At 63.8% G+C, this 24,970-nt stretch carries 27 protein-coding genes; all 27 read right to left on the bottom strand.

Translation table 11 applies throughout. The features are described 5' to 3' along the window. Nucleotides 1-12: 12 nt before the first annotated feature. The gene (locus AC2FNJ_RS00245; protein WP_496761573.1) at nucleotides 13-1,557 is read right to left on the bottom strand and encodes an NADH-quinone oxidoreductase subunit M; all 1,545 of its coding nucleotides are present in this window, start codon (nucleotides 1,555-1,557) and stop codon (nucleotides 13-15) included. Beyond that, nucleotides 1,557-3,683, bottom strand: coding sequence for an NADH-quinone oxidoreductase subunit L (gene nuoL / locus AC2FNJ_RS00240; RefSeq protein ID WP_496761572.1), 2,127 nt, complete (start codon nucleotides 3,681-3,683; stop codon nucleotides 1,557-1,559). The genes AC2FNJ_RS00245 and nuoL overlap by 1 nt, the downstream gene beginning before the upstream one ends. Before the next feature lie 6 nt (nucleotides 3,684-3,689). Beyond that, the gene (nuoK, locus tag AC2FNJ_RS00235) at nucleotides 3,690-3,995 is read right to left on the bottom strand and encodes an NADH-quinone oxidoreductase subunit NuoK (protein WP_005984024.1); all 306 of its coding nucleotides are present in this window, start codon (nucleotides 3,993-3,995) and stop codon (nucleotides 3,690-3,692) included. Between the two features lie 4 nt (nucleotides 3,996-3,999). Then, entirely contained in the window at nucleotides 4,000-4,602 is a 603-nt protein-coding gene (locus AC2FNJ_RS00230; protein ID WP_496761571.1) for an NADH-quinone oxidoreductase subunit J, read from the bottom strand. Beyond that, the gene (locus AC2FNJ_RS00225) at nucleotides 4,599-5,009 is read right to left on the bottom strand and encodes a carboxymuconolactone decarboxylase family protein (protein ID WP_496761570.1); all 411 of its coding nucleotides are present in this window, start codon (nucleotides 5,007-5,009) and stop codon (nucleotides 4,599-4,601) included. The genes AC2FNJ_RS00230 and AC2FNJ_RS00225 overlap by 4 nt, the downstream gene beginning before the upstream one ends. Beyond that, nucleotides 5,006-5,500: an NADH-quinone oxidoreductase subunit NuoI gene (nuoI, locus tag AC2FNJ_RS00220; protein WP_496761569.1), complete on the bottom strand. Its 495-nt coding sequence runs from the start codon at nucleotides 5,498-5,500 to the stop codon at nucleotides 5,006-5,008. The genes AC2FNJ_RS00225 and nuoI overlap by 4 nt, the downstream gene beginning before the upstream one ends. 2 nt (nucleotides 5,501-5,502) lie before the next feature. After that, nucleotides 5,503-6,540, bottom strand: a complete 1,038-nt coding sequence (gene nuoH, locus AC2FNJ_RS00215) for an NADH-quinone oxidoreductase subunit NuoH (protein ID WP_496761568.1) — start codon at nucleotides 6,538-6,540, stop codon at nucleotides 5,503-5,505. A gap of 243 nt (nucleotides 6,541-6,783) precedes the next feature. Continuing rightward, nucleotides 6,784-8,805, bottom strand: a complete 2,022-nt coding sequence (gene nuoG / locus AC2FNJ_RS00210) for an NADH-quinone oxidoreductase subunit NuoG (RefSeq protein WP_496761567.1) — start codon at nucleotides 8,803-8,805, stop codon at nucleotides 6,784-6,786. A 3-nt stretch (nucleotides 8,806-8,808) separates the two neighbouring features. Further along, nucleotides 8,809-9,216 (bottom strand): DUF5333 domain-containing protein, encoded by a 408-nt coding sequence (locus tag AC2FNJ_RS00205; RefSeq protein ID WP_496761566.1) that lies wholly within the window; start codon nucleotides 9,214-9,216, stop codon nucleotides 8,809-8,811. 98 nt (nucleotides 9,217-9,314) lie between these two features. Further along, entirely contained in the window at nucleotides 9,315-9,749 is a 435-nt protein-coding gene (locus AC2FNJ_RS00200) for a hypothetical protein (RefSeq protein WP_496761565.1), read from the bottom strand. Next, nucleotides 9,746-10,162 carry an MAPEG family protein gene (locus AC2FNJ_RS00195; RefSeq protein WP_496761564.1) on the bottom strand — a complete coding sequence of 139 codons (417 nt, stop codon included), beginning with the start codon at nucleotides 10,160-10,162 and terminating at the stop codon, nucleotides 9,746-9,748. The genes AC2FNJ_RS00200 and AC2FNJ_RS00195 overlap by 4 nt, the downstream gene beginning before the upstream one ends. A gap of 4 nt (nucleotides 10,163-10,166) precedes the next feature. Beyond that, nucleotides 10,167-11,465 carry an NADH-quinone oxidoreductase subunit NuoF gene (nuoF, locus tag AC2FNJ_RS00190; RefSeq protein WP_496761563.1) on the bottom strand — a complete coding sequence of 433 codons (1,299 nt, stop codon included), beginning with the start codon at nucleotides 11,463-11,465 and terminating at the stop codon, nucleotides 10,167-10,169. A 7-nt stretch (nucleotides 11,466-11,472) separates the two neighbouring features. Then, a complete protein-coding gene (locus AC2FNJ_RS00185; protein ID WP_496761562.1) occupies nucleotides 11,473-11,700 on the bottom strand; it encodes a DUF5337 domain-containing protein in 228 nt (75 codons plus the stop codon). A gap of 56 nt (nucleotides 11,701-11,756) precedes the next feature. After that, nucleotides 11,757-12,905: an NADH-quinone oxidoreductase subunit E gene (locus AC2FNJ_RS00180; RefSeq protein WP_496761561.1), complete on the bottom strand. Its 1,149-nt coding sequence runs from the start codon at nucleotides 12,903-12,905 to the stop codon at nucleotides 11,757-11,759. After that, nucleotides 12,905-14,128: an NADH-quinone oxidoreductase subunit D gene (locus tag AC2FNJ_RS00175; RefSeq protein ID WP_496761862.1), complete on the bottom strand. Its 1,224-nt coding sequence runs from the start codon at nucleotides 14,126-14,128 to the stop codon at nucleotides 12,905-12,907. The genes AC2FNJ_RS00180 and AC2FNJ_RS00175 overlap by 1 nt, the downstream gene beginning before the upstream one ends. A gap of 222 nt (nucleotides 14,129-14,350) precedes the next feature. Then, nucleotides 14,351-14,524 (bottom strand): hypothetical protein, encoded by a 174-nt coding sequence (locus AC2FNJ_RS00170; RefSeq protein WP_496761560.1) that lies wholly within the window; start codon nucleotides 14,522-14,524, stop codon nucleotides 14,351-14,353. After that, nucleotides 14,524-15,129: an NADH-quinone oxidoreductase subunit C gene (locus tag AC2FNJ_RS00165; RefSeq protein WP_496761559.1), complete on the bottom strand. Its 606-nt coding sequence runs from the start codon at nucleotides 15,127-15,129 to the stop codon at nucleotides 14,524-14,526. Before AC2FNJ_RS00165 ends, AC2FNJ_RS00170 begins: the two co-directional genes overlap by 1 nt. Continuing rightward, entirely contained in the window at nucleotides 15,126-15,443 is a 318-nt protein-coding gene (locus AC2FNJ_RS00160; protein ID WP_496761558.1) for a hypothetical protein, read from the bottom strand. The genes AC2FNJ_RS00165 and AC2FNJ_RS00160 overlap by 4 nt, the downstream gene beginning before the upstream one ends. Continuing rightward, nucleotides 15,440-15,973 (bottom strand): NuoB/complex I 20 kDa subunit family protein, encoded by a 534-nt coding sequence (locus AC2FNJ_RS00155; protein WP_496761557.1) that lies wholly within the window; start codon nucleotides 15,971-15,973, stop codon nucleotides 15,440-15,442. Before AC2FNJ_RS00155 ends, AC2FNJ_RS00160 begins: the two co-directional genes overlap by 4 nt. Further along, nucleotides 15,964-16,329 (bottom strand): NADH-quinone oxidoreductase subunit A, encoded by a 366-nt coding sequence (locus AC2FNJ_RS00150; RefSeq protein WP_496761556.1) that lies wholly within the window; start codon nucleotides 16,327-16,329, stop codon nucleotides 15,964-15,966. The genes AC2FNJ_RS00155 and AC2FNJ_RS00150 overlap by 10 nt, the downstream gene beginning before the upstream one ends. 265 nt (nucleotides 16,330-16,594) lie before the next feature. Further along, nucleotides 16,595-17,044, bottom strand: a complete 450-nt coding sequence (locus tag AC2FNJ_RS00145; RefSeq protein WP_496761555.1) for a VOC family protein — start codon at nucleotides 17,042-17,044, stop codon at nucleotides 16,595-16,597. Nucleotides 17,045-17,146: 102 nt separating this feature from the next. Beyond that, entirely contained in the window at nucleotides 17,147-17,941 is a 795-nt protein-coding gene (locus tag AC2FNJ_RS00140) for a crotonase/enoyl-CoA hydratase family protein (protein WP_496761554.1), read from the bottom strand. A gap of 3 nt (nucleotides 17,942-17,944) precedes the next feature. Then, complete coding sequence (locus AC2FNJ_RS00135) at nucleotides 17,945-18,805, bottom strand: hydroxymethylglutaryl-CoA lyase (protein WP_496761553.1); 861 nt, start codon at nucleotides 18,803-18,805, stop codon at nucleotides 17,945-17,947. A gap of 69 nt (nucleotides 18,806-18,874) precedes the next feature. Next, nucleotides 18,875-20,812, bottom strand: coding sequence for an acetyl/propionyl/methylcrotonyl-CoA carboxylase subunit alpha (locus AC2FNJ_RS00130; protein WP_496761552.1), 1,938 nt, complete (start codon nucleotides 20,810-20,812; stop codon nucleotides 18,875-18,877). An 86-nt stretch (nucleotides 20,813-20,898) separates the two neighbouring features. After that, the gene (locus AC2FNJ_RS00125; protein WP_496761551.1) at nucleotides 20,899-22,503 is read right to left on the bottom strand and encodes a carboxyl transferase domain-containing protein; all 1,605 of its coding nucleotides are present in this window, start codon (nucleotides 22,501-22,503) and stop codon (nucleotides 20,899-20,901) included. Continuing rightward, on the bottom strand, nucleotides 22,500-23,300 hold the full coding sequence (locus AC2FNJ_RS00120; protein ID WP_496761550.1) for a hypothetical protein: 801 nt from the start codon (nucleotides 23,298-23,300) through the stop codon (nucleotides 22,500-22,502). The genes AC2FNJ_RS00125 and AC2FNJ_RS00120 overlap by 4 nt, the downstream gene beginning before the upstream one ends. Next, nucleotides 23,293-24,813 (bottom strand): AMP-binding protein, encoded by a 1,521-nt coding sequence (locus AC2FNJ_RS00115; RefSeq protein WP_496761549.1) that lies wholly within the window; start codon nucleotides 24,811-24,813, stop codon nucleotides 23,293-23,295. Before AC2FNJ_RS00115 ends, AC2FNJ_RS00120 begins: the two co-directional genes overlap by 8 nt. Nucleotides 24,814-24,970 lie beyond the last annotated feature (157 nt).

Raw genomic sequence — 24,970 nt, 5'->3', positions numbered from 1 at the left:
TCCAAAGCTCCCTTAATGCGAAGCGGCGTATTGGGTCGCGGCTTCGGCCGCGGCCAGTGCCGAGTCATAGTTCGAAATCAGCGCGGCGGTGGAATCGCCGATCACATCGGTCACCAGCGACGGATAGACGCCCAACAGGATGGTCATGACGACCAGCGGGGCAAAGACGAGGCGTTCGCGCGCGCTCATGTCGGTGATGGATTTCAGGCTTTCCTTGATCAGATCGCCAAAGACCACACGCCGGTAGAGCCACAGCGCATAGGCCGCCGAAAAGATGACGCCCGACGCGGCAACGGCCGTGACCCAGGTGTTGACCTGGAAGGCACCCATCAGCGTCAGGAACTCGCCGATGAAGCCCGAGGTGCCGGGCAGGCCCACATTCGCCATCGTGAACAGCATGAAGACCAACGCATAGGCCGGCATCCGGATCACCAGACCGCCATAGGCGTCAATGTCGCGGGTGTGCATCCGGTCATAGATCACGCCGACGATCAAAAAGAGCGCCGCCGAGATGAAACCGTGACTGAGCATCTGGAAGATGGCCCCGTCGATGCCCTGCTGGTTCGCCGCAAAGATGCCCATGGTCACGAACCCCATATGCGCGACCGAGGAATAGGCGATCAGCTTTTTCATGTCCTCCTGCACCAGCGCGACCAGCGAGGTGTAGACGACGGCGATCGCGGACATCCACAGGACCACGTCGGTCATCACCGCCGAGCCGACGGGGAACATCGGCAGGCTGAAGCGCAGGAAACCATAGCCGCCCATCTTCAACAGGATCGCGGCCAGCACCACCGACCCGGCCGTGGGCGCCTGCACGTGCGCGTCCGGCAACCAGGTATGGACCGGCCACATCGGCATTTTCACCGCGAACGAGGCGAAGAAGGCCAGGAACATCAGCGTCTGCATGCCGCCCAAGATATGGATGCCCAGGACACTGAAGCTCTCGGACGAGAACTGGTGGCTCATCAGCGCCTCGATATCCGTCGTGCCCGCGTCCGCATACATCGCCACCATGGCGACGAGCATCAGCACCGAGCCGAGGAAGGTGTAGAGGAAGAATTTGAAGCTGGCATAGATCCGGTCCTTGCCGCCCCAGATGCCGATGATCAGGAACATCGGGATCAGGCCACCCTCGAAGAACAGGTAGAACAGCACCAGATCCAGCGCCATGAACACGCCCAGCATCAGGGTTTCCAGCAGCAGGAAGGCGATCATGTATTCCTTGACCCGGTCGGTCACGTGCCAGCTGGCCAGAATGGTCAGCGGCATGATGAAGGTCGTCAGCAGAACGAACAGGATGCTGATGCCGTCCACGCCCATCTTGTATTTGAGGCCCAGCAGCCATTCGCCCTCTTCCACCATCTGGAAGCCGGTATTCGAGGGATCGAAGCCGGTGTAGATGCCGATGGACACAAGAAAGGTCACAGTGGTCGCGAACAGCGCCGCCCATTTCGCGTTGCGTTGCGCGGCCGCATCCTCGCCTCTCAGGAAAACGCCGAGGATCAGCGCAGCGACCGCCGGAATGAAGGTGACAATGGATAGGATATTGTCCATCACTGCGCCCCCCCGCCGATCGACATCCAGGTGACAAGGGCGGCGATGCCCAAAACCATCCAGAAGGCGTAGGTAAAGATGTAGCCCGACTGCGCCTTGCCTGCGAGGCGGGTGAAGAACGGTACGACGCCCATTGCCACTCCGTTCAGGAATCCGTCAATCGTGTTGCCGTCGCCGCGTTTCCACAGGAACCGGCCCAGCGCCACCGTGGGTTTGACAAGGATCGCGTCATAGATCTCGTCGAAGTACCACTTGTTCTTGAGAAACAGGTATAGCGGGCGCTGGTTTTCGGCCAGTTTCCGCGGCAGCGCCGGGTTCACGATGTAGAACAGGTAGGCCAGCGCAAGCCCCAGAGCCATCGCGACGAAAGGCGAGACCTTGACCCATTTCGGCGCCGCGTGCGCGTCGTCCAGAACGTGGTTGTCCGGCGCGACATACAACGCGCCCTCGCCCGGCTTTCCGACAAAGGCATAGTGGTGATCCCCACCCTTGGCCTTGTCGCCATGTGCAGCGTCGTCGCCCTGCGAGTCCGTGGCATGCGCGTCGCCGCCATGGTCGTCGGCCTTGGCCTGATCACCGCCCTCGGCATGAGCTTCGGCCACCGGGATGCCGTAGAACTTGCCGACCTGATCGGCATGACCGAAGAAGTTGTTGTACCAGATCATGCCCGCGAACACCGCCCCCAGCGACAGCGCGCCCAAGGGCACCAGCATGGTCATCGGGCTTTCATGCGCGTGCTCATGCGTGTGCTTGTCGCCGCGTTCCTCGCCATAGAATGTCAGGAAGATCAGGCGCCAGGAATAGAAGGCGGTGAAGGCGGCCGCGATGACCAGCAGCCAGAACCCATAGGAAGACCCGCCTGCATAGGCGCTTTCGATGATGGCGTCCTTGCTGAGGAAGCCGGCAAAGCCGATCTGCGTCAGCGGAATGCCGACGCCGGTGATCGCCAGCGTTCCGATCATCATCGCCCAAAAGGTATAGGGGATCTTTTTCCGCAACCCGCCGTAATTCATCATGTCCTGCTCGTGATGCATGGCGTGGATCACCGAGCCGGCCCCAAGAAACAGCAGCGCCTTGAAGAAGGCGTGGGTGAACAGGTGGAACATCGCCGCCGAATACATGCCCACACCGGCGGCCACGAACATGTAACCCAGCTGCGAACAGGTCGAATAGGCGATCACCCGCTTGATGTCGGTCTGAACCAGTCCGACGGTGGCGGCAAAAAAGGCCGTCGAGGCGCCCAATACCGTCACGAACCCGGCAGCGCCGGGCGCGAACTCATAGAGCGGCGACATGCGGCAGACCAGGAAGACGCCCGCCGTCACCATGGTTGCGGCATGGATCAGCGCGGAAACCGGCGTCGGGCCTTCCATCGCGTCCGGAAGCCAGGTGTGCAGGATCAGCTGCGCCGACTTGCCCATCGCACCGATGAACAGCAGCACGCAGACCACCTCGATCGAGGTCCATTCGCCCCAGAGGAAGGTCAACTGGCTTTCCGCCAGCGACGGCGCGGCTGCGAAGATGTCGGAGAGATTGATGCTGTCCACCAGGAAGAACAACGCGAAAATCCCCAGGGCAAAGCCGAAATCGCCCACCCGGTTGACGATGAACGCCTTGATGGCGGCCGCGTTGGCCGTGGGCTTGCGGTAGTAGAAGCCGATCAGCAGATACGAGGCAACGCCCACGCCTTCCCAGCCAAAGAACATCTGCACCAGGTTGTCCGAAGTCACCAGCATCAGCATGGCGAAGGTGAAAAAGCTGAGATAGGCGAAGAATCGCGGCTTGTAGCTTTCGCCTTCGCGCCACTGCGGGTCGTGATCCATGTAGCCGAACGAATACAGGTGCACGAGCGCCGAAACCGTCGTCACCACGATCAGCATGATCGCCGTCAGCCGGTCCAGCCGGATCGCCCAGGACGTGGACAGCGATCCGCTTTCGATCCAGCGCAGAATCTCGATCTGCTGGGTCTGGCCGTCAAAGGTGAAGAACACGATCCATGACAGCAGGCAGGCCAGGAACAGCAGGCCCGTGGCGGTCCAGAGCGCCGCCTTCTCTCCGATGAACTTCCAGCCGAAGCCGCAGAGGATGGCACCCACGAGCGGGGCAAACAGGATGGTCGTTTCCATGATCCCTTACCCCTTCATCATGTTGACATCTTCCACCGCGATGGTGCCGCGGTTGCGGAAGAAGCAGACCAGGATGGCCAGCCCGATGGCAGCCTCGGCGGCGGCGACGGTCAGAACGAAGAGCGTAAAGACCTGCCCGACCAGATCGCCGAGGAAACTGGAAAACGCCACGAGGTTGATGTTCACCGCCAGTAGCATCAACTCGATGCTCATCAGCAGGATGATGACGTTCTTGCGGTTCAGGAAGAGACCGAAGATGCCGATGACGAACAGCGTCGCCGCGACCGTAAGATAGTGTTCAAGTCCGATCATCGTCTCAAAGTCCCTGCCCCGGTTTCACGTCCCTCAGTTCCATCGCCTTGGCCGGGTCGCGCATCATCTGGCCGACGATGTCCTGACGCTTGATGTCCTGGCGGTGGCGCAGGGTCAGCACGATGGCGCCGATCATGGCGACCAGCAGGATCAGCCCCGCAAGCTGGAACAGAAGGAAGTATTGATCGTAGAGGATGAGGCCCAGCGCCTCGGTGTTGTGACGGCCCTCGGGCACCGGCTGGGCCAGGTTGGTGGCGGCGCCTTCGGCGGTGTCCCAGGCCCCATAGGCCATGACGAACTGCATCAGGATGATCAGCCCGATCAGCAGAGCCAGCGGCATATAGCGCGCCATCTCGGCCTTCAACTCGGCGAAGTCCACGTCCAGCATCATCACCACGAACAGGAACAGAACCGCGACCGCGCCGACATAGACGATGATCAGCAGCATGGCCACGAATTCCGCCCCAAGCAGGACGAACAGCCCCGCCGACGAGATGAAGGACAGGATCAGCCACAGCACCGAATGCACCGGCTGGCGGCTGATCACGGTGAACAGCCCTCCGGTGATGGCGCTGATGGCAAACAGGTAAAAGGCAAACACGCTCATTGGTCATCGTCCCCTTCTTCGCCCATGGCCTCCCGCGCCAGATCCAGCGCGCGGGTCATGGCCGGGATGCCGGCAAAGACCGACATCTGACCGATCGTTTCCACGATCTCCTGCTTTCTCGCACCCGCCTCGATCGCATGGCGCACGGTCTGCCGCACCGCCGTGTCCGCCTGAGCGCCCTGCATGGTCAGCCCGGCCAATGTCAGCAGCAGCCGGGTCTTGGCGTCCAGACCATCCTTGTTGACGGCGTTGCCGAACATCATCTCCATGACCTCTTTGGGCATGGTCGGCCACAGCGCCTCGAACCCCTTGGGCGAAAAGTTCTCCAGGGCCGGGTTGAACGCCTTGGCCATGTCCTGGGCTTGCTGCATCATCAGCTCGAACGGGTTTTTGGCCGGATCACTCATCGGTAGGGCGCATCCAATTCCAGATTGCGGGCGATCTCGGCCTCCCAGCGGTCGCCGTTCTCAAGCAGTTTCTGCTTGTCATAGAACAACTCTTCGCGGGTCTCCGTGGCGAATTCGAAGTTCGGGCCTTCGACGATGGCATCGACCGGGCACGCCTCCTGGCAAAAGCCGCAATAGATGCATTTGGTCATGTCGATGTCATAGCGCGTCGTTCTGCGCGAGCCGTCCTCGCGCGGTTCTGCGTCGATGGTGATCGCCTGGGCCGGGCAGATCGCCTCGCAGAGTTTGCAGGCGATGCAGCGTTCCTCGCCGTTCGGATAGCGGCGCAGCGCGTGCTCGCCCCGGAACCGCGGGCTGAGCGGGCCTTTTTCATGGGGGTAGTTCACGGTGGCCTTGGGCGCAAAGAAGTATTTCATCCCCAGCTTGAAACCGACCCAGAAGTCCTGGAGCAGGAAGTACTTGGCGGCGCGGGTATAGTCGATATTTGCCATTGTCAGCCTCCTATGCTCCAACGGGCGAAGATCCCCCAGAACCAGTCGAACCTCGCCGCAAAGGCCACGAACACCACCCAGGCCAGCGAGAAGGGCAGGAAGACTTTCCAGCCCAGCCGCATCAGTTGGTCATAGCGGTAGCGCGGCGTGATCGCCTTGACCATTGCAAAGAGGAAGAAGAAGAACGCCATCTTGCCGACCATCCACAGCACGCCATCGGGCAGGCCCGGGATCGGCGACAGCCAGCCGCCGAAGAACAGCAGCGTGGTCAGCGCGCACATCAGGAAGATGGCGATGTATTCACCGGCCATGAACAGCAGGAAGGGCGTGGCCGAGTATTCGACCTGATAGCCCGCGACCAGTTCCGATTCCGCCTCCGGCAGGTCAAACGGCGGCCGGTTGGTCTCGGCCAGCGCCGAGATGAAGAACAGAAACACCATCGGGAAATGCGGCAGCCAGTACCAGCCGAAAAAGCCCCATCCGGTGTCCTGCGCCCGCACGATGTCGCCGAAGTTCATCGACCCGGTCGAGATGATCACCCCGATGATGATCAGGCCGATGGAGACCTCATAGGAAATCATCTGCGCGGCCGAGCGCAGCGAGCCCAGGAACGGGTATTTCGAGTTCGACGCCCACCCGCCCATGATCACGCCGTAGACTTCCAGCGAGGACACCGCGAAGACATAAAGGATGGCCACGTTGATGTCCGACAGCACCCAGCCGTCGTTGAACGGGATCACCGCCCAGGCGATCATGGCCAGAACAAAGGATGTGAGCGGCGCCAGAATGAACACCGTGCGGTCGGCGCCGGCGGGGATCACCACCTCTTTCACCACGTATTTCAGTGCGTCGGCCACCGATTGCAGCAAGCCGTAGACGCCCACCACGTTCGGACCCCGGCGCATCTGGACCGCGGCCCAGATCTTGCGGTCGCCGTAGACGAGGAAGAGCAGCGAGATCATCACGAAGGCCACGACTGCAATCACTTGCGCCAGGATGATCACGGCGATGCCGCCTGGGGTGGTAAAGAAATCAGCCATTGGTCCTCACACCGTGGGTATTCCGTTTTCCGCCAGACCTGCGATTTCCGGCAGCCGCACCGGAAACCCGCATGTCCTGCGGTTGGGATGGCGCGTTGGTGTAAACAGCATTCGCCGTCCGGACGCCACCCTTTTTCTTTGCATTCCCGCGCATTCCCCGCGCCACATGGCCGCGCCGGAGCGCGACCGCGCCTCGCGTCGCCCCCGCGAAGGCCGTGGCGCCTGATATGCCGGTCAGCGCCCTCATTCCGCCGCGATCTTCTCGGCCTTGCGCGCCCTGGACTGCGCGGACAGCTCGGCCATCAGCTGCGAGGCGCGCGCAACCGGGTTGGTCAGGTAAAAGTCCTTGATCGCAGGGCGGAAGGCAGCCTGGCCCAACGGACCTGCCGCCAGCGGCTGAACCTCGTTCTCGATGACCTCGTCGATCCGGGCCAGATGCGGCACCGCCTCGACCAGCGCCATGCGCAGTTGCGCCAGCGAGTCATAGGGCAGTGTGTGGCCCAGTTCCGCCGAAAGCGCCCGCAGGATCGCCCAGTTCTCCTTGGCCTCGCCCGGCGCAAAGCCGGCGCGCATGGCCAGCTGCGGCCGGCCTTCGGTGTTGACGAACAGCCCGTTCTCTTCGGTATAGGCCGCGCCCGGCAGGATCACGTCGGCACGATGGGCGCCCCGGTCGCCATGGCTGCCCTGATAGATCACGAAGGCGCCTTCGCCGATCTCCACCTCGTCCGCGCCGAGGTTGTAGATCACATCCGCCTCGCCAATCGCGTCCATGCCGCCGTCGTTGGTCGCATCCACATCCATGGCGCCGACCCGCGATGCGGCGGTGTGCAGGATCAGCAGGCCGCTTTCCGTATTGGCCGCGACGGCCTGGGCGGCGGCCACAACGGCGGCGCCGTCGGCTTCCTGCAGGGCGCCCTGCCCCACGATCACCAGCGAACGCTTCGCCCTGATCTCGTCATCGCCGCCCATCTCCACGACGCTTTGCAATGCGGCGCGGTCGTCGCCGATATGGCGGTAGTCGTAGGTCAGATCGACGGCCGGGCCGACCAGCGCGACCTCGGCACCGTGGATCCAGGCCTTGCGGATCCGGGCGTTCAGCACCGGCGCCTCGTCACGCGGGTTGGTGCCGATGAGCAGAATCCGTTCGGCGGTGTCGATGTCCTCGATGGCCGCCGTTCCGACATAGGCGCCCCGATTGCCCGCCGGCAGTCTGGCACCGTCGGTTCGGCACTCGACGATGCCGCCCAGACCTTCGATCACCTGTTTCAGGGCAAACACCGCCTCCACCGGGGCCAGATCACCCACGAGACCGGCGGGCTTTGCCGCCCCCTTCAGGGCCTCGGCCGCCTTGCCCAGAGCCTCGGGCCAGCTTGCCGGACGCAGCTTGCCGTTCTCGCGCACATAGGGGCGGTCCAGACGCTGACGGCGCAGCCCGTCCCAGACAAAGCGCGTCTTGTCGGAAATCCATTCCTCGTTCACGCCGTCGTGGTTGCGCGGCAGGATGCGCATCACCTCGCGGCCCTTGGTATCGACACGGATGTTCGAGCCCAGAGCGTCCATCACGTCGATGGTTTCGGTCTTGGTCAGTTCCCACGGACGCGCGGTGAACGCATAGGGTTTCGAGGTCAGCGCGCCCACCGGACACAGATCGATGATGTTGCCCTGCAGGTTCGAGTCCAGCGTTTCACCCAGATAGGACGTGATCTCGGCATCCTCGCCGCGGCCTGTCTGGCCCATCTGGGTGATCCCGGCCACCTCGGTCGTGAAACGCACGCATCGGGTGCACGAGATGCAGCGCGTCATGTGCGTTTCGACCAGAGGCCCGAGGTCCAGATCGTCCACCGCGCGCTTGGCCTCGCGGAACCGGCTGAAATCCACGCCATAGGCCATCGCCTGGTCCTGGAGGTCGCACTCGCCGCCCTGATCGCAGATCGGGCAGTCCAGCGGGTGGTTGATCAGCAGAAACTCCATCACCCCTTCACGGGCCTTCTTGACCATGGGCGAGTTGGTCTTGACCACCGGTGGCTGGCCTTCCGGGCCGGGACGCAGGTCGCGCACCTGCATGGCGCAGGACGCGGCCGGTTTCGGCGGGCCTCCCACGACCTCGACCAGGCACATTCGGCAGTTGCCCGCGATCGACAGGCGTTCGTGATAGCAAAAGCGCGGCACCTCGACACCGGCCTGTTCGCAAGCCTGGATCAGGGTCATCGCGCCTTCGACTTCGATTTCCCGCCCGTCGATGATGATCTTGCGGAGGTCAGACATGATCTAATTCGCCCTCAATAAAGCGCCGATGGCACTTTTTCTTTCGATTTCCAGCCGGCCCAGCCGGCACAGATCGCCCGGCTTGTCATAGTCCAGCCCCAGCTGGGACATGTATTTCCGTCCACGCGCGCGCATCAGCTCCTTCTCCTGATCCGAATCAAGCACGGCGCGGATTTCAGCGTCGGAATAGCCCAGCGCATTGGCCTTGGACTTGAGACGGCGGATTTCGCCGATCCCCTTGAAGATGCGGCCGTTTATGTCGTCGCAGTGGCGGCGGATCTCGTTCGCGACCACGATGGTGAAGATCCCGTCGGCAATCTGCGGCACGTCGCGCAGCGGGGGTTTCGCGTTGGCCAGGGCGGGGAGCGCAAGCCCCCCGGCAAGAATGGCGGCAAGCAGTTTCGATGGCATGGCATTTCCTTTCGTCCCGAGCTTGCTCAGGCAAGAAGACGCCGCGGCGCTATGCAATAACGCCGTCGCCACCCGGCAGGGATATGCCAGCCCGCCCTTCATGGCCTCTGACAGGTTCCCGAAAAGGTCAGCGTGTTGTCCACGATCCGCAGTTGCTGCGGCTCGGTATCCGGCCCCACCTTCCAGTCGATCTTGGACGAGCCGTAATTCTCGATGCAGTAGCGGGTTCCGGCATAGCGCCCCGCCTCGCGCGCGCCGTCGAGCGACGCGGCCACGTCGTCGATCCGGACCGTGAAGTCGGCCAGCGTGACCTTCTTGTCCACGACCTGCGCCTTGGTCCGGAAAAAATGCCCGTCAAACAGCACCTGGTTCTCTTCGTTTCTCTGCCCGCACCCTGCGGTCGCGGTCATGGCGGAGATCAGGCCGACGGTCAGGATCGTGCGCGCCCGGCTGCGTTTCCGCGCCGGCGAAGTGGAGTCGCAGCCGGCACCGGGGGCCGGTTCAGCCTCGTGATATGACGTGATCCCGATCACAGCAACCCCACCAATGCCAAGAGCGCCAGGACGACCATGCAGGCCCAGGCGATGACGTAGAAGACCGAGCGCACACCGCTGTGAGGCTTGCCGATGCCGCGCAAATGGATGACCAGCATCACGATCCGAGCCAGCAAGGCGACCGAGGCCAGAAGGTTGACCCAGAACGGGCTGGCCCCGGCCAGGATCGCCGCCACGGTCACGGTCAGAAACGCCGGCAGCGTCTCGCAGCCGTTCAGATAAGCCCGGTTCAGGCGATAGGCCCGGTCGGCATAGTCCTGCTCGGGCGTTGCGCCCGGCGCCAGCCCCTTGCCCGCCTTGGCCAGGGCCGAGAACGGCGACAGCGCAAGAACGATCAGGGCGAAGATCACCAGCGCGGCGATCGCATGAGAATATGCGGCCAGGGATTCCATGGGTCTACTCCGCCGCCATCGCACCCATGCGGCCCGATTTCCGGGCCTTGATGCGGTCTTCGATTTCTTCCCGGAAATTCCGGATCAGGCCCTGGATCGGCCAGGCTGCCGCATCCCCCAGGGCACAGATCGTGTGACCCTCGACCTGTTTGGTCACGTCGAACAGCATGTCGATCTCTTCCAGCTCCGCCTCTCCGCGCACCAGGCGATCCATCACCCGCATCATCCAGCCGGTGCCTTCGCGGCAGGGCGTGCACTGGCCGCAGCTTTCGTGCTTGTAGAATTTCGACAGCCGCCAGATCGCCTTGATGATGTCGGTGGACTTGTCCATCACGATCACCGCCGCGGTTCCCAGACCCGAGCCCAACTCACTGCGCAGGTGGTCGAAATCCATGATCGCGTCGCGCATGTGCTCGCCGCGCACGCAGGGCACCGACGACCCGCCTGGGATCACCGCCAGCAGGTTGTCCCAGCCGCCGCGAATGCCGCCGCAATGGGTTTCGATCAGTTCCTCGAAGCTGATCGACATCGCCTCTTCGACCACGCAGGGGTTGTTCACATGGCCTGAAATGGCGAAAAGCTTGGTGCCGGAATTGTTCTGGCGCCCAAAACCCGCAAACCAGTCGGCGCCGCGCCGCAGGATGGTCGGCACAACGGCGATGGACTCCACGTTGTTCACGGTGGTCGGGCAGCCATAGAGGCCCGCACCGGCGGGGAACGGCGGCTTCATGCGCGGCATCCCCTTCTTGCCTTCGAGGCTTTCCAGGAGCGCGGTTTCCTCGCCGCAGATGTAGGCGCCCGCGCCGTGATGCAGGAACAGGTCGAAATCCCAGCCCGATCCGGCCGCGTTCCTGCCCAGCAGACCGGCGTCATAGGCCTCGTCGATGGCGGCCTGCAGCACCTCGCGCTCGCGGATGTATTCGCCGCGGATGTAGATATAGCAGGTATGGGCGTTCATCGCGAAAGAGGCGATCAGACAGCCTTCGATCAGCGTGTGAGGATCGTGGCGCATGATCTCGCGGTCCTTGCAGGTGCCCGGTTCGGACTCGTCGGCGTTCACCACCAGGTAGGCCGGGCGGCCGTCGCTTTCCTTGGGCATGAATGACCATTTCAGGCCGGTGGGAAAGCCCGCGCCGCCACGACCGCGCAGGCCGGAATCCTTCATCGTCTGGATGATCCAGTCGCGCCCCTTGGCCATCAGGTCAGCGGTGCCGTCCCAATGCCCGCGGGCCTGCGCGCCTTTCAGGCTGCGGTCGTGCATCCCGTAGATGTTGGTGAAGATCCTGTCCTGATCCTTCAGCATCGCCTGATTACCTTTGGCTGTCCTGACGCATGCGCCAGAGTTGAAATATGTTGACGACCGCATAGATGAGGCCGGCCAGAGCGGCGAAATCGAAAAGAAACGCATAGCGGTCCGGCAGGTTCAGCGCCGGGCCGATGAACAGCGACAGCGCAAGCCACCCGATCATCGTCACGGCGATGACCAGGCCGATATGTCGGCCCTTGCGGGCTATGGCGCGTTCCTTTTCCGTGTCCATCGCTTTCGTTTCATCCCGACGCCCGTACGGGCGCCACTCGCATCACATCCCGACGCCTATTCGTCGTACAAACCGTCCTTTTTGGCGCGCTTGGCGAATTCGGTTTCTTCGCCTTTGGCCAGTCTGGCCGCCTGCTCGATCCAGCCATCCCGCTCGATCCGGCCCTTGAACTTCAGCCGCGCATCGACCCAGGCCACCTGTTCCGGCGTCCAGGCCGCGATCTGGTCGAAGTGGAAAAAGCCCAGATCGTTGAGCGTCTGCTCCAGCTTCGGCCCCACACCCTTGAGCAGCTTGAGGTCGTCGGCCTTACCCCCGCGCGCTTCGGACAGCGTTTCGGGCTTGGCGTCTTCGGTTGCCCTGGCCGCCGCACCTTCGGGCGAGGACGGCTCGGCGACAGCGGCCTTCTTGACCTCGGCGGCCTGCTTGACGGCGGGCTTCGGGGTCGCCGGCGCTTTGGGGGGCTGCGCCCTGGCCGCCGCGCCGCCGGCCTTGCCGTCCGTGCCGAGCCATGGCGTCAGCAAGGGTACCTCGGTCCCGTCGATGCGCTTGACGGTATCGCCGATGTCGGTCGCCAATTGAACGCTGGCATTGTACTGGGTCCGGCCGCTTTCGTACTCGGTCAGGCTGGTGAGTCCCTTGAGCGGTTCGGCCCCGTATCGGCCGTTCTGCGGGCCTGGCACCGGCACCTTTCCCGCAGCCAGATCGTCGATGATCCGGGCAAAGCTGTCCGCCGTCAGATCCTCGTAGTAATCCTTGCCGATCTGGGCCATCGGCGCATTGGCGCAGGATCCGAGGCATTCCACCTCTTCCCAGGACAACTTGCCATCGGCGGACAGTTCATGCGGTTTCGCGGCGATCTTTTCCTTGCACACCGCGATCAGATCCTCGGCCCCGCAGATCATGCAGGAGGTGGTGCCGCAAACCTGAATATGCGCCACGGACCCGACCGGTTGCAGCTGAAACATGAAGTAGAACGAGGCGACTTCCAGCGCCCGGATATAGGCCATGTTCAGCATGTCGGCCACGTACTCGATGGCAGGCCGGGTCAGCCACCCTTCCTGCTCCTGCGCCCGCCAGAGCAGAGGGATGATGGCGCTGGCCTGACGGCCCTCGGGGTATTTGGTGATCTGCGCCTCGGCCCATTGCTGGTTGGCAGCGGTGAAGGCGAAGCTTTCGGGTTGTTCGGGATGCAGACGGCGGAGCATTAGCGGTCGATCTCTCCAAAAACGACATCCATGGTGCCAATGATGGCGGCCACGTCGGCCAGTTGGTGGCCCTTGGCGACGTGATCCATGGCTTGCAGGTGCAGATAGCCGGGCGCGCGCAGCTTGGCGCGGTAGGGTTTGTTGGTGCCGTCGGCAACCAGATAGACGCCGAACTCGCCCTTGGGCGCCTCGACGGCGGCATAGACCTCGCCCGCCGGCACGTGGAACCCTTCGGTGTACAGCTTGAAGTGATGGATCAACGCCTCCATCGACGTTTTCATGTCCGTCCGGCTGGGCGGGGTGATCTTGCCGCGCGCCAGGATGTCTCCCGGCGTTTCGCGCAGCTTGGCGATGGCCTGACGGATGATCGAGATCGACTGGCGCATCTCTTCCATCCGGACCAGATAACGGTCGTAGCAGTCGCCGTTCTTGCCGATGGGGATCTGGAACTCGAACTCGTCATAGCATTCATAGGGCTGCGCACGGCGCAAGTCCCACGCCAGCCCCGAGCCCCGCACCATGACGCCGGAAAAGCCGTATTTCTGAATGTCGTCCTCGGTGACGACACCGATATCGCAGTTGCGCTGCTTGAAGATGCGGTTTTCCGTCAGCAGACCGTCGATGTCGTCCAGCACGTCGGGGAATTCGTGGCTCCAGGCCTCGATGTCGTCCAGCAGTTCCGGCGGCAGATCCTGATGCACGCCGCCGGGGCGGAAATACGCCGCGTGCAGGCGGGCGCCACAGGCGCGCTCGTAGAACACCATCAGCTTTTCGCGCTCTTCAAAGCCCCACAAGGGCGGGGTCAGCGCGCCCACGTCCATGGCCTGCGTGGTCACGTTCAGCAGGTGGTTCAGAATGCGGCCGATCTCGGAATACAGAACCCGGATCAGCGAGGCCCGGCGCGGCACCTCGACCCCGGTCAGCCTTTCGATGGCCAGGCACCAGGCGTGCTCCTGGTTCATCGGCGCCACATAGTCCAGCCGGTCGAAATACGGCAGGTTCTGCAGATAGGTCCGGCTTTCCATGAGCTTTTCGGTGCCACGGTGCAGCAACCCGATATGCGGGTCGCAGCGCTCGACGATCTCGCCGTCCAGTTCGAGCACCAACCGCAAAACGCCATGTGCCGCAGGGTGTTGCGGGCCGAAGTTGATGTTGAAATTGCGGATCTTCTGCTCGCCGATCAGCGCGTCGGTGCTGCCGTCGTCATATCTCGAGCCGTCCATCATCCTGTCTCTCCTGTCCGGGCGCAAGGCCCGGCATAGTCAATCGGTCCGCATCCGGCCGGAGCCGGAGTTCCGGGTCGGACTCAATGCCGGCCCCGCATGTTCTTTCCGCGCTTGGCAAGGGCGCGTACCCGTTTGGCCCGGGCCGGTCTTGCCGCGACTGTTGCAAGCAGCACCCCAAACGCAGCGACGACCATCAATTCACCTACCACCGCCAGCATGTCAGCGCCGCTCCAATTCCTGCAATTTGATCCCCATCCACCACAACAGGGCGATGGTTCCGAACGGGACCAGACAGGCCAGGGCCCAGTACTTGTTGATCCCGAAGAACGGAAGCAGCTTGACCATCGGGATGATGGTCAGGGCAGAAAGGACCAGCCACCAGATGCCACCCATCACGTTTTCTCCTGCTTTTCGTCTCCCGGCAGAATATAGGTCGCCCCTTCCCACGGGCTCATGAAATCGAATTGACGGTACTCCTGAACCAGAGAAACCGGTTCATAGACGACCCGTTTTTGCGCCTCGTCATAGCGCACCTCGGTATAGCCGGTGGTCGGGAAGTCCTTGCGCAGCGGATAGCCGCGAAATCCGTAATCGGTCAGGATGCGCCGCAGATCGGGATGGCCGGAAAACAGGATCCCGAACATGTCGAACACTTCCCGCTCGAACCAGTTGGCCGAGGGGTGTACGTCCACGATCGACGGTACCATGTCTTCCTCGCGGATCGACACCCGCAGCCGAATGCGCTGGTTCTGATACATCGACAGGAAATGATAGACCACGTCGAACCGCTTGGCCCGCTCGGGGTAGTCCACCGCGGTGATGTCCACAAGCGTTGAGAACTTGCAGTTGGGATCGGCCTTGAGGAATTCGACGAAGTCCACAAGGCTGGACGGCGCGACATCCACGTTCAACTCACCGACGCTCACATCCCAGGCCAGGACGCAATCGGGACGCTTGAGCTCGATATGTGCGCCGAGTTCGCTCAGGGCTTCGGTCATGCCTTGGTCTCCAGAAGCAATTCGTCGTGGAAGGTGGCGCGCTCATCGTACTCTGGCAGGAATCGCGCCATGAAATCCGGCAGCACGGTCTTGGCCGGGTCTTTCCCGGCAAAGCTCTTGATCGCGTCCATGTCGCGCCAGCGCATGAGCACCGTCACCGGCGCAGGATCGCCTTCGCGCCCGGCCAGAAAGGTCACGCTCTCGAATCCATCGATCTCGCGCACGTCAGGCAGAACCCTCTCGCGATAGGTGGCAACCCAGTCACCAAGATCGGCCCGGGCCACTTTTGCTTCCCAGCGGCGGACGACGGTCATCGTACGATCGTCCCTGTGCGGCGGATCTTGCGCTGCAACTGCAGCAGGCCATAGAGCAGCGCCTCGGCCGTCGGCGGGCAGCCCGGCACGTAGATGTCAACCGGAACGATCCGGTCGCATCCCCGCACCACCGAGTAGGAATAATGGTAGTATCCGCCGCCATTTGCGCAGGAACCCATCGAAACCACATAGCGCGGCTCGGGCATCTGGTCGTAGACCTTGCGCAGCGCGGGGGCCATCTTGTTGGTGAGCGTTCCGGCCACGATCATCACGTCGGATTGGCGCGGAGAGGCGCGCGGGGCGATTCCGAACCGTTCCGCGTCATAGCGCGGCATCGAGGTGTGCATCATCTCGACCGCGCAGCAGGCCAGACCGAAGGTCATCCAGTGCAGCGAGCCGGTGCGGGCCCAGTTGATGATGTCCTCGGTCGAAGTGAGCAGAAAGCCCTTGTCCTGCAACTCGGCATTAAGGGCCTTGGTGGCGGCCTCCTTGTCCGCTCCGGCGGTGTTGGCTCCGGTCATCACTCCCATTCCATGGCCCCCTTCTTCCATTCATAGGCAAAGCCGATGGTCAGAACCGCCAGAAACGCCATCATCGACCAGAATCCCACGTCGCTGACGTCCCGGAACGCGACGGCCCAGGGAAACAGCATGGCGATTTCCAGGTCGAAGATGATGAACAGGATCGAGACCAGATAGAACCGCACGTCGAACTTCATCCGCGCGTCGTCGAAGGCGTTGAAACCGCATTCATAGGCGCTGACCTTTTCGGGGTCGGGGTTGCGGACGGCCAGAACGACAGCGGCCAGAATCAGGACGAGTCCAAGGCCGACGGCAACGGCCAGAAACACCAGGATCGGGAGGTATTCCCGCAACAGCTCTTCCACGAGTGGCTCCTTTCCTGCGCGTCCGACCCGGGACACGCCGTCAATTGGCGAGTTGACTGGACATTCTCTATCCCTGCGCGGTCAGGGGGTCAACCGAGCGCGACCATTTGCGCGGGGGCGATCCGGCAAATGTCATGGGGAATTCGCGATGCACGCCCCCGGCCGCGGAAACCCGCAATTCGACCACCTCCGGCTACCGTTTCGTCGCCCCCGGGTCCGGTCGCCTTTGCCCCGCCGACGAACGAAAATCCACCGGCAATCGCCGTTATCGTCCGGAGCCGTCCAGATGCTCCACCAGTTCGAAGGTAAGCCCCTCCGGCCCCCAGACGAACGCCATTCGGTAGCTGCGAAACTCCATGACCTTGTTGCGCATCTTCACGCCGCCCTTCTCGAGCCGCGCAAGCGTTGAATCCAGATCGTCAACCGCAAAGGCAAAGTGATTGAAGCCGACCGCCGACAGATCGCGGATATGCGCGTTCTCCGGTGATTTCGGAGTCCGATATCTGAGCAACTGAATGTCGAAATACGGGTCCGCACCTTTCAGAACCATGGTGACGTGTTCGGCCTCGATGCCGGGAACACCCAGATATTCCTCCATGACCGGTCCGGAAATGATCTTGGTCTCAACCTCCTCGAACCCCAGCAAGGCAAGAAAGGCTTTTGCAGGCTCGACCTCGCGCACGACGATCGACATGTGGTTGGGGGTGATGGACATCGGCTTCTCCCGGGCGAGGACACGAAAACCCCAGGATAACCGATAACAGGGGCGCCTGTCACATGCGCGTGGCACCCTCCGCCCACCGCCCTCCGATCGGCGCTATTTGGACTTCTTGGCGGCGAAAGACGCGGGCCTCCGGTCGAAAAACGCGGCGATCCCCTCGCGCGCCTCTTCGGTTTCCCATCGGTCCACCAGCGCCTGGATCGTCTGGTCGATCACGGCGTCATCCACCGTCGGACCAAGCCCGCGGACCAGCGCCTTTGCCGCAGCCACCGCACCCGGCGCGCAGGAGAGGTAGGGTTCGATCTCGGCCTCGGTGGCCTCGGTCAACCGCTCGGCCGGAACCGCCCTGGCCAGCAGCCCAAGCTCCACCGCTTCGGCCGCGCCGAACAGACGGCCCGACATGAAGACGCGCCGCGCGCGGGCCTCGCCCATCCGGGCGATCACATAGGGTCCGATGGTCGCCGGGATCAGTCCCAGGCGGGTTTCCGTCAGGCCCATCTTCAAACTGTCGACGCCGATGGCGACATCGCAGACGGCGGCCATGCCCACGCCGCCGCCGAAGGCGTTGCCCTGCAGGGCGCCGATCACGGGTTTCGGTAAGCTATTGAGCGCCTGCAGCATCTCCGCCAGTTTGCGGGCCTCTGAAAACCGGGTCGCGGGATCCGCCGCCATCTGATCCTGCATCCAGCCCAGATCGCCGCCGGCGCAAAAGCTCTTGCCCGCCCCGGTCAGTACCACCACGCGGACCCGGTCATCCGCCGCCAGGCGTCGCGCCGCTTCACTCAGGTCCTGCAGCATCCGTGCCGACATGGCATTGTGCTTGTCCGGGCGGTCAAGCGTCAGCGTGGCCACGCCCCGCGCATCGGTTTCCAGTGCAATCGTTTCAAACATGAGTTACCCCTCATCCGTCCGCATCCCGCGGGCCAGGTCCGCCGCCTCTTCCAGAACCGCTGCATCGAGCCCCGTTTCATAGCCGAGCCGCTCCAGATGCGCCGCCACCGCTTCGGTGGCCACGTTTCCGGCCGCGCCGGGCGCATAGGGACACCCGCCCAGTCCGCCGACGGCCGCATCGAAAACCCGCACCCCCAGCGCCAGCGACGCGTCGATATTGTCCAGCGCACGCCCGGCCGTGTCATGATAATGGCCCGCCAGCCGCGTCACCGGCACTCTCTCGCGCACCGCCAGAAGCATCCGCGCGATGGAATCCGGCGTGCCCTGACCGATGGTATCGCCGAGGGAAATCTCGTAACAGCCCAACGAAAACAGCCGGTCGGCCACGTCGGCCACCTTGTCGGGCGGCGTGGGCCCGTCATAGGGGCAGTCGGTGACGCAGGAAACATAGCCCCGCACCGGCAGGTCGATATGCCGCGCGGCCTCGAGAATCGGCACGAAACGCGCAATGCTCTCCTCGATCGTGGCGTTGATGTTGGCCTTCGAAAACCCTTCGGAGGCCGACGCGAAGACCGCGATCTCGTCGGCGCCGGCCGCCAGCGCGTCCTCATAGCCGCGCATGTTCGGCGTCAGCGCCGCATAGCGGATGCCTTCGACGCGCCGGATCCCCGCCAGAACCTCGGCCGACCCGGCCATCTGCGGCACCCATTTCGGAGACACGAAGCTCGCCACCTCGATCCGGTTGAATCCGGCGCGGCTCAGGCAGTCGACCAGCGCCACCTTTTCGGAAACCGGTATCGCGCGTTTCTCGTTCTGCAAACCGTCCCGCGGCCCGACCTCGAAGATTTCGACGCGCTCTCCCATGGGTGTGTCTCCTGCTTCTTTCTGGTCAAAAATACCCAACAAATCCCGCAACCGGCCAGAAGCGCGGCGTCAGGCGCCATCTTCCTCGAGCCGCACCAGCGCCGCCCCCGCTTCGACCTGATCTCCGGCCCGGGCCAGCACCTCTGCAACCTGGCCGTCCCGCGCCGCCAGCAGCGAATGCTCCATCTTCATCGCCTCGAGAATCGCCAGCCTGTCGCCGGCCTTCACCGGCTGCCCCGGCGCTGCGAACACGGCCTTGACCAGGCCGGGCATGGGCGCGTCGATCACGTTCGTATCGCCGGCCGCGCGCGAATCGCGGTCGAGCGGATCGATGACCCCGAATGCCAGGCCGAACCGGTCGAACACGGTGACCACCGATCCCGCAACCGCTGCCGGCGGCATCGGCCAGCCGTCAATATGCCAGCGCCCTCCGCGCCGTTCCGCCACGATCTCGGAGCCCTCGACCTGCCAGACCTGCCGGTCCGGACCCTCCACCTGAACGTCGGCATCGAACGGTTCCCCCTGCCAGGACAGGTGCACGGCCCGATGCAAAGGCGCCCAAAGCGTGAAGCCCGCCAGGTCGGACGTATCGACCAGGCCCAGCGCCGCCATCGCCGCGGCCACCTTGTGACGCGGCTGCGGAACGGGGCTCTGCGCCAGCCCGTCCAGATCGCGGCCGATCAACCCGGTATCCACATCGCCGGCGGCAAAACCTTCGTGCCGGGTCAGCGCGCCCAGAAAGGCCAGATTGGTGACGGTGCCCGCAACCTGCGTCCCGCGCAGCGCCCGGGACAAGCTGGCCAGAGCCACCGCGCGGGTCGGTCCGTGCACGACGATCTTGGCGATCATCGGATCGTACCAGGGGCTGATCGTGTCGCCGGCGCGCACGCCGCTGTCGGCCCGGCATTCCGGCGGGAAGCACAGGTGCGTCAAGGTGCCCGTGGCGGGCAGGAACCCTTTTGCCACGTCCTCGGCATAGAGGCGCGCCTCGAAGGCGTGCCCGTCGATCGCCAGATCCTCCTGCCGTTTCGGCAGGCTCTCGCCCGCCGCCACGCGCAGCTGCCATTCGACCAGATCGATGCCGGTGATCGCCTCGGTCACGGGATGCTCGACCTGCAGGCGGGTGTTCATCTCCATGAACCAGAACCGGTCGGGGCGCAGCCCCTCGGAGGCGTCCACGATGAACTCGACCGTGCCGGCCCCCCTGTAGCCGATCGCCTCGGCGGCGCGCACGCCCGCCTGGCCCATCGCCTCGCGCATCTCGGGCGTCATGCCCGGCGCCGGGGCCTCCTCGATCACCTTCTGGTGTCGGCGCTGCAGGGAACAGTCTCGCTCGAAGAGATGGACGGCATGGGTGCCGTCGCCAAAGACCTGCACCTCGATATGGCGCGGCTTGGCCACGTATTTCTCGACCAGCACCGCGTCATTGCCGAAGGCCGTGCGCGCCTCTCCCCGCGCGCTGTCGAGGGCCGCGGCAAAATCCGCCGGCCGTTCGACCAGCCGCATTCCCTTGCCGCCGCCACCCGCGACCGCCTTGATCAGGACCGGATAACCGATGGCGTCCGCAGCGCCCGACAGGTGTTCGGGGTCCTGGTTGTCGCCGTGATAGCCCGGCACGACCGGCACGCCCGCCTTTTCCATCAATGCCTTGGCCGCGTCCTTGAGCCCCATCTTGCGGATCGCATCCGCCGACGGGCCGATGAAGGTCAGACCCGCTGCCTCCACTGCCTCGACGAAATCGGGGTTCTCGGACAGGAACCCATAACCGGGGTGTATGGCCTGGGCCCCCGTGTCCAATGCCGCCTGGACGATGGCATCGCCCTTGAGATAGCTTTCGGCCGGCGCCGCGCCGCCGATATGGACCGCTTCGTCGGCCATCTGCACATGCCGTGCGGTCGCATCCGCGTCCGAATAGACCGCCACGCAGGCCACGCCCATCTTGCGGGCCGTTTCCATGACGCGGCAGGCGATCTCGCCGCGGTTGGCTATCAGGATCTTGTCGAACATGGGGTTGGTCCTTTGTGTCTCGCGTCGGACCGGGGGCGCTGCCCCCGGACCCCCGGAGTATTTTCAGCAAGATGAAGCATGCGCCCTCACATCCGGAACACGCCGAAGCGGGTGTCGGGGATGGGCGCGTTCAGCGTCGCGCTCAGCGACAGGGTCAGTACGTCGCGGCTCTTGCGCGGGTCGATGATGCCGTCGTCCCAGAGCCGTGCCGAGGCGTAGAGCGGGTGGGACTGGTGCTCGAACATTTCCAGCGTGGGCCGCTTGAATTCGGCTTCCTCCTCGGCCGTCCAGGTGCCGCCCGCCCGCTCGATGCCGTCGCGCTTGACCGTGGCCAGCACGCCTGCCGCCTGTTCGCCGCCCATCACCGAGATTCGGGAATTGGGCCAGGTCCACAGGAAGCGCGGTTGATAGGCGCGCCCGGCCATTCCGTAGTTGCCGGCCCCGAACGAGCCGCCCACCAGCATGGTGATCTTGGGCACCGAGGTCGTGGCCACCGCCGTCACCATCTTGGCTCCGTGGCGCGCGATGCCTTCGTTCTCGTATTTGCGCCCGACCATGAAGCCGGTGATGTTCTGCAGGAAGACCAGCGGGATCTTGCGTTGGCTGCACAGTTCGACGAAATGCGCGCCCTTCTGCGCGGCCTCGGAGAACAGCACCCCGTTGTTGGCGATGATCCCGACGGGGCAGCCCTTTACGTGGGCGAAGCCGGTCACGAGCGTCTCGCCGAAGCGCGGTTTGAATTCGTCGAAGCGCGAACCATCCACCAGCCGCGCGATCACCTCGCGGATGTCATAGGGCGTGCGCAGGTCGGCGGGAACGACGCCGAGGATTTCCTCGGGATCGTAGGCGGGCTCTTCGGGGCTGGCCCAGTCCACCGTCTGCGGGTTGCGCCGGTTCAACGACCGGACGGCGCGGCGCGCGAGCGCCAGGGCGTGGGCGTCATCCTCGGCCAGATAGTCCGCCACGCCGGAAAGCCGCGTGTGCACGTCGCCGCCGCCCAGATCCTCGGCGCTGACCACCTCGCCGGTGGCGGCCTTCACCAGTGGCGGACCGGCGAGAAAGATGGTGCCCTGATCTCGGACGATGATGGTGACATCCGACATGGCCGGGACGTAGGCGCCGCCGGCTGTGCACGACCCCATGACCACGGCGATCTGCGGAATGCCCTTGGCGCTCATCCGCGCCTGGTTGTAGAAGATGCGGCCGAAATGGTCGCGGTCGGGAAACACCTCGTCCTGGTTGGGCAGGTTGGCGCCGCCGCTGTCCACCAGATAGATGCAGGGCAGATGGTTTTCCTCGGCGATCTCCTGCGCGCGCAGGTGTTTCTTGACCGTCATCGGGTAGTAGGTGCCGCCCTTCACCGTGGCGTCGTTGCAGACCACCATGACCTCCTGCCCCTCGACCCGGCCGATGCCGGCGATGACGCCGGCGCAGGGGGCGGCACCGTCATACATGCCATGCGCCGCCGTCGCGCCGATTTCGAGGAACGGCGAACCGGGATCGAGCAGGTTCGCCACCCGGCGCCGCGGCAGCATCTTGCCGCGGGCCTCGTGGCGCGCGCGGGACTTCTCGCCCCCGCCCATCCGGGCGGCTTCGGCGGCGGCCGCGACCTGGGCCAGCGCCTCCAGATGGGCGGCGCGGTTTTGTTGAAACCCTTGGGACGAGGGCAGAGCAGAAGATTGCAGCTTCATTCAGAATACTCTCTTATCAAGTCGCGAATTGGGTTTTCGCCGCCGGCAAGGTTCTGCAGCAGAACACCGTAACCGCGGGAAACATCGTTCGGGCAGACTGCGTTCAGCTTCTTGATCGCCGGATCGTCAGCGAGTTCTTCGCTGCCAATCAACGGGTTTATCAGGAAATAATCGAACGGCAGAAACTCGGCTGCGCGGTCGATGGACTCCTGCGCACTCGTCTGATCGCCCCGGCACAGGTAGGCCAGTGCAAGGGTGTGAAATGCGCTTTCCAATCCCTCCAGATCGCCATCAACCTCATATTGGTGCACCGCAGAGTTCAGCCGGCCGATGACCTGACCATCAAAAAAGGTCTTCTCCGCGCGCGCCTCGGGCAGAAACATCGAAACATAGGCCAGTTTCTCGTCGTGCCACCCGTGTGTCTGCATCTCTGTGCTGAAGACATCTCTGAGCATCCGGATTTCGGGCTCGTATTTGAGGGTGTTCTCGGATTGCGAAATCGCTTCCAGGTAGTTGTCGTAAAACGCGATCTTCCGTCTGTCCTCCCCAGGTACTCCGGCCATTCTGTCGACGATCTTTCGCAGTTCGACAATGGCATCGTCCGGATAGTCGTAGTAGACGAGCAGATCCGACAATTGCAGTTGTTCGATAACGACGACTTTTTCTTCCACCGCCTCGTCAATCGTTCGCCGCATCCACGATTCAAGATAGGTCACGCCTGCCCAGACGGCGCCGACCACGGCAATAACGGCTGCGCTGAATTCGATACCCGTTCTGAAGCTGGATTTTTCAGCCATGGCTTTCCTCCTCGGACGCGAGGCGTTTCAAGTCCTTGCGAATGACTTTTCCGGTTACGGTCATCGGCAATCCTTGCACGAAAGCCACTTCGCGCGGGTAGGAATAATGCGCCAGCCGGTCCTTGACCCAGCTCTGCAACTCGGTCTCTGACGCCACAGCCCCCGGTTTCAGCACCACGTAGGCCTTGACGATCTCGGTCCGCAGCGGGTCGGGTTTGCCCACCACGCCCACCGTCGCCACCGCCGGGTGGGTCAGCAGGCAATCCTCGATCTCGGAGGGGCCGATGCGATACCCGGCCGAGGTGATCACGTCATCCTCGCGCCCGACGAAACGCAGATAGTCGCCCTCCCAGATGCCGCGATCACCGGTGACCAGCCAGTCTCCGCGAAACTTTTCGGCCGTGGCCTGCGGATTGTTCCAATACTCCAGCAGCATCGAGGCCGAACCGCGCCGGATGGCCACATCGCCCTCTTCCCCGGTGGGGTTGCCGTCCTGGTCGATCACCGCCACGTCGTGACCGGGCACCGGCTTGCCGATGCACCCCGGGCGCACCGGGAAATCCTCGGCGCAGGAGGAGACCACCATGTTGCACTCGGTCTGACCGTAGAATTCGTTGATGGTCAGGCCGAACGCCTTCTCTCCCCAGGCCAGCATCTCGGCCCCCAGCGGCTCTCCGCCCGAGGCGACCGAGCGCAGACCGGGAATCGCCTGATCCGCGGCCTTGAGCATCCGCAACGCGGTCGGCGGGAAGAACACGTTGCGCACGCCGCCGCGGGCAATCACGTCGGCGCAAGCCTCCGGCAAAAACTTGTCCAGGCGCGCCGCCACGACCGGGATGCCCAGGGCAAGCCCCGGCATCAGCACGTCGAACAGCCCGCCGATCCAGGCCCAGTCGGCCGGCGTCCAGAGGCAATCGCCGCCGCGCAGGTGGTTGTGGCTGATCGAAACGCCCGGCAAATGCCCGGTCAAAACCCGATGGCCGTGCACTGCACCTTTGGGGCGGCCGGTGGTGCCCGAGGTATAGATCAATACCGCCGGATCCTCGGGGCCGGTATCGGCAAAGGCCACCTGCTGGCCCGCTTCGCCGGCTTCGGCGGCGATCAGGGCATTGGCCAGATCGCCCAGCTGGGCCGCGCCCTCGGGATCCGTAAGGACTAGCCGGACCCCGGCATCGTCGATGCGTGAATGCAGGGCATCCCGCTTGAAGAGCTTGAACAGAGGCACCGAGATCGCGCCGATCTTCCAGATCGCCAGGTGCGCGGCGGCACACCAGGGAGACTGGCTGAGCAGCACGCCCACCTGGTCGCCGGGCGCAACGTCGCGCAGAAGGCGGCGGGCCAGCGCATCCACCTTGTGCCGCAACGCGCCGTAGGTCACTTCGGTGCGCGTGGCACCTGCAAGATCGATGATCGCCGTTTCCTGGTCCGGCCGAGACAGGCATTGCCGCGCCATGTTGAGCCGCGCGGGAATGTCCCAGCCTCCCGTTTCCTGCAAACCCGGTATGCGCCTCATGAATAGGCCCCGCGGGATGTTTTTAAATTTTGACTATTATCATGTACTTGTGCCTGTTTCCTGAACCTTCTTGCCACCCTGACGCGCTGTTCCAGATGGGCGTTTTGATCCAGATCAGAGTGCGGCTGCCGCCGACTGAAAGAATTGACTTCGACGC

This window comes from Ruegeria sp. BHSB196 (assembly GCF_059613135.1).
The sequence above is the reverse complement of the archived record's forward strand: the minus strand, read 5'-3'. Positions and strand labels throughout refer to the sequence as shown.

What these genes read in the sequence shown, in the direction of transcription:
- AC2FNJ_RS00245 (WP_496761573.1), bottom strand. Translation starts at nt 1,557, where the DNA reads ATGGACAATATCCTATCCATTGTCACCTTCATTCCGGCGGTCGCTGCG.
- nuoL (WP_496761572.1), bottom strand. Translation starts at nt 3,683, where the DNA reads ATGGAAACGACCATCCTGTTTGCCCCGCTCGTGGGTGCCATCCTCTGC.
- nuoK (WP_005984024.1), bottom strand. Translation starts at nt 3,995, where the DNA reads ATGATCGGACTTGAACACTATCTTACGGTCGCGGCGACGCTGTTCGTC.
- AC2FNJ_RS00230 (WP_496761571.1), bottom strand. Translation starts at nt 4,602, where the DNA reads ATGAGCGTGTTTGCCTTTTACCTGTTTGCCATCAGCGCCATCACCGGA.
- AC2FNJ_RS00225 (WP_496761570.1), bottom strand. Translation starts at nt 5,009, where the DNA reads ATGAGTGATCCGGCCAAAAACCCGTTCGAGCTGATGATGCAGCAAGCC.
- nuoI (WP_496761569.1), bottom strand. Translation starts at nt 5,500, where the DNA reads ATGGCAAATATCGACTATACCCGCGCCGCCAAGTACTTCCTGCTCCAG.
- nuoH (WP_496761568.1), bottom strand. Translation starts at nt 6,540, where the DNA reads ATGGCTGATTTCTTTACCACCCCAGGCGGCATCGCCGTGATCATCCTG.
- nuoG (WP_496761567.1), bottom strand. Translation starts at nt 8,805, where the DNA reads ATGTCTGACCTCCGCAAGATCATCATCGACGGGCGGGAAATCGAAGTC.
- AC2FNJ_RS00205 (WP_496761566.1), bottom strand. Translation starts at nt 9,216, where the DNA reads ATGCCATCGAAACTGCTTGCCGCCATTCTTGCCGGGGGGCTTGCGCTC.
- AC2FNJ_RS00195 (WP_496761564.1), bottom strand. Translation starts at nt 10,162, where the DNA reads ATGGAATCCCTGGCCGCATATTCTCATGCGATCGCCGCGCTGGTGATC.
- nuoF (WP_496761563.1), bottom strand. Translation starts at nt 11,465, where the DNA reads ATGCTGAAGGATCAGGACAGGATCTTCACCAACATCTACGGGATGCAC.
- AC2FNJ_RS00185 (WP_496761562.1), bottom strand. Translation starts at nt 11,700, where the DNA reads ATGGACACGGAAAAGGAACGCGCCATAGCCCGCAAGGGCCGACATATC.
- AC2FNJ_RS00180 (WP_496761561.1), bottom strand. Translation starts at nt 12,905, where the DNA reads ATGCTCCGCCGTCTGCATCCCGAACAACCCGAAAGCTTCGCCTTCACC.
- AC2FNJ_RS00175 (WP_496761862.1), bottom strand. Translation starts at nt 14,128, where the DNA reads ATGGACGGCTCGAGATATGACGACGGCAGCACCGACGCGCTGATCGGC.
- AC2FNJ_RS00170 (WP_496761560.1), bottom strand. Translation starts at nt 14,524, where the DNA reads ATGGGTGGCATCTGGTGGCTGGTCCTTTCTGCCCTGACCATCATCCCG.
- AC2FNJ_RS00165 (WP_496761559.1), bottom strand. Translation starts at nt 15,129, where the DNA reads ATGACCGAAGCCCTGAGCGAACTCGGCGCACATATCGAGCTCAAGCGT.
- AC2FNJ_RS00160 (WP_496761558.1), bottom strand. Translation starts at nt 15,443, where the DNA reads ATGACCGTCGTCCGCCGCTGGGAAGCAAAAGTGGCCCGGGCCGATCTT.
- AC2FNJ_RS00155 (WP_496761557.1), bottom strand. Translation starts at nt 15,973, where the DNA reads ATGGGAGTGATGACCGGAGCCAACACCGCCGGAGCGGACAAGGAGGCC.
- AC2FNJ_RS00145 (WP_496761555.1), bottom strand. Translation starts at nt 17,044, where the DNA reads ATGTCCATCACCCCCAACCACATGTCGATCGTCGTGCGCGAGGTCGAG.
- AC2FNJ_RS00140 (WP_496761554.1), bottom strand. Translation starts at nt 17,941, where the DNA reads ATGTTTGAAACGATTGCACTGGAAACCGATGCGCGGGGCGTGGCCACG.
- AC2FNJ_RS00135 (WP_496761553.1), bottom strand. Translation starts at nt 18,805, where the DNA reads ATGGGAGAGCGCGTCGAAATCTTCGAGGTCGGGCCGCGGGACGGTTTG.
- AC2FNJ_RS00130 (WP_496761552.1), bottom strand. Translation starts at nt 20,812, where the DNA reads ATGTTCGACAAGATCCTGATAGCCAACCGCGGCGAGATCGCCTGCCGC.
- AC2FNJ_RS00125 (WP_496761551.1), bottom strand. Translation starts at nt 22,503, where the DNA reads ATGAAGCTGCAATCTTCTGCTCTGCCCTCGTCCCAAGGGTTTCAACAA.
- AC2FNJ_RS00120 (WP_496761550.1), bottom strand. Translation starts at nt 23,300, where the DNA reads ATGGCTGAAAAATCCAGCTTCAGAACGGGTATCGAATTCAGCGCAGCC.
- AC2FNJ_RS00115 (WP_496761549.1), bottom strand. Translation starts at nt 24,813, where the DNA reads ATGAGGCGCATACCGGGTTTGCAGGAAACGGGAGGCTGGGACATTCCC.